3 protein-coding genes are annotated in these 2,503 nt (G+C 34.8%); 2 read left to right on the forward strand and 1 reads right to left on the reverse strand.

The window, feature by feature from the left end; genetic code table 11:
* The first annotated feature begins 304 nt into the window (after positions 1 to 304).
* Positions 305 to 1,009 (forward strand): DsbA family oxidoreductase, encoded by a 705-nt coding sequence (locus AC220I_RS21255; protein ID WP_486725874.1) that lies wholly within the window; start codon positions 305 to 307, stop codon positions 1,007 to 1,009.
* Between the two features lie 77 nt (positions 1,010 to 1,086).
* On the opposite strand, the gene AC220I_RS21260 is transcribed toward AC220I_RS21255, so the two are convergent.
* Positions 1,087 to 1,509 carry a thioesterase family protein gene (locus AC220I_RS21260; RefSeq protein ID WP_486725875.1) on the reverse strand — a complete coding sequence of 141 codons (423 nt, stop codon included), beginning with the start codon at positions 1,507 to 1,509 and terminating at the stop codon, positions 1,087 to 1,089.
* Between the two features lie 321 nt (positions 1,510 to 1,830).
* On the opposite strand from AC220I_RS21260, the gene AC220I_RS21265 reads away from it, so the two are divergent.
* Positions 1,831 to 2,503: hypothetical protein (locus AC220I_RS21265; protein WP_486725876.1), on the forward strand; the 673-nt coding region annotated here is incomplete at its 3' end.

Raw genomic sequence — 2,503 nt, forward strand, 5'->3', positions numbered from 1 at the left:
ATAAATGATGAAATGTGTAGGATTTCTTGAAAATAAGAGAATGAGACAAGATTCATATTATGATTAAGTGGTTTTATTTTTGAAATAAACTGGACAAGTGTTATAAATAATGTTAATATTAGTTCGTACCCGAACGAACTAATTAGCTGATTACCAAACGAAGCAATTACTGAATTTTGTTCTTAAGCTAATCAAAAATTGAATGATTAAAGTGTTCGATTAAGTCTATCGGTGTACTGGTATTTCTATTTCATATGTTGTTAAAAAGTATAAATGAACACACTTAATTAAAAGGAGATAAACGATGAAAATTGAAGTTTGGTCAGATTTTGTATGTCCTTTTTGCTATATCGGTAAGCGAAGAATGGAAGAGGCAATTGGACAATTAGGTTCGAAAGAGCCTGTAGAAATAATCTATAAGAGTTTTGAGCTTGATCAAAATGCGCCTGTGAAATACGAGGGTAATATTCATGAGCTCATTTCAAAAAAATATGGCATTCCAGTAAGTCAGGCTAAGGCATCTAACGTGCAAATCGTAGAACAGGCAAAAACAGTGGGGTTAAATTATGATTTTGATAATATCAAACCTACAAACACCTTACATGCACACAGATTAGCTCATTTTGCCGCTGAAAAAGATAAGGCTGAAGTATTCACAGAAGCTTTGTTAAGTGCCTATTTTGAAAAGGGAAAAGACTTATCCGATAAAAAATTGTTGGCGACAATTGCCAAGACCTGCGGATTGGACTATGATGAAGCCATGGCTGTCTTAGATTCAGAAGCCTATAAGGCAGAGGTTAGAAAAGACGAGGCAGAAGCCTCAAGATTAGGCATACGAGGTGTCCCATATTTTGTGATCAATGAAAAATATGGTATTTCAGGGGCCCAACCTGTATCTGTTTTTTTAAACAGCTTTAAAAAGGCGATTGAGGAGGAGCGTGAAAAACCGCTCACTGAACTTGGCACACAAGATCAAGGCATTTGTGTGGATGGTCAATGTAAGTTCTAGATAAGTATTGCTTCACATAAAAAAAGCTTAACCATGAGCATCTCGTGTTGGTTAAGCTTTTTTCCATATTTTGTGGCTTATCCAGCCATATAGTTACCGTATTGTCTTGCATGTGCTTTATCAAGCAAGCTGCTATAATTTACGATACTTCTAGCATGACGGCCGTTACCAATTTGGCCAAACTCATCGTAGGCTATCATTTCAAAAATGTATCGACCTTCTTCAAATCCTGTGATTTTAACTTCAATAGTGACAGTCGCCCCTTGGAGGGTAGGTTTAAAGTGGTCAACAGAAACTTGATTACCCACAGAGACAAATCCTTCCGGCAAAGTTGGATCGATGAGCTGTGCGCTAGCTTCTATCATTAATGCAATCAAGCGTGGCGTTGCAAATAACTCTTGTACTTTACCACTCCCATAATTTAAAGCGGTATCGTCAATTGTGATTTTTTTTTGCAAAGTATAAGACATGCCAACATAAAGTCTTGCGAATGATTCCATAATTTAAAACCTCCTAGTATTGCTGTTATGTTCATTTTAGCGATTTTAGAGGATTAATCAATAGGTCTTGAAGAACCTTTATATAAATGTTATAAACATTAATATTCTATTTATCATTGTTAAGAAAGTGATACGATAGGGCGTAATAAATCAACTTTTGACTTATATTAAATGTCTGTTGAGACATTATCCTGGGGTATATATAGTCCAAATACCTTGATTTGCATTGGGGAGAAGGCAATATTTGTGATAAAATATACACTAAGGATTTAGCGTTAAACTTGCTTAAATAAATATAAACTGTGAGAGGGGGGAACTACTTTGGAAATTAGTAAAAATAAAATTAGAAATATTTTTTACTTTGCAACGATAACGATTGTTTTAATTTTGTCGAGTGTTCTAAGTGGTTCCTATCTCAACTTATTTCACGAGCAAACAGAAACAAAAATTAATCAGCTTGCAAACGGCGTTGTCGACATGAAAAAAATATATGTGAAAGATGTGGTGAAGCGGACACTTCAGGATATTGAGATTGAAAGACGAAGCATATTAAGTTCAGAGATTAGCAAGCTAGACCAATGGCAGTACACCTTTGAAGAATCAAATACAAGTGACTTTGAGAAGATACTTGAACTCTGGCGTCAAAGCTCACTTGACCTTGTTTTTCAAAATATAGAGGTTATCGTTTACAATCGTATCACAAAGGGAATTGATTTTGATTCAAATCAGGATAATAATAAAGCAAGGCTTGAGTCCGTAAATGATGAAGCGAAGCTTTTAGCGCTTTATTCAAGCTCAAGCTTAACAAGGATTATTGATAAAGATGATTATTTGATCATTTTAAACATAGAGCCACAAAAAATAGACAATTTAGTCAAGGCGAAGATCACGAAACATGTTCGTGAAGAGATCTTGGTGGATAATGGTTATATTTGGATTAATAAGATTATAAGTTATGATGGTGGTGATGACTATTCTGTTCGAGTAGTTCATC

The organism is Fusibacter sp., from assembly GCF_057447755.1.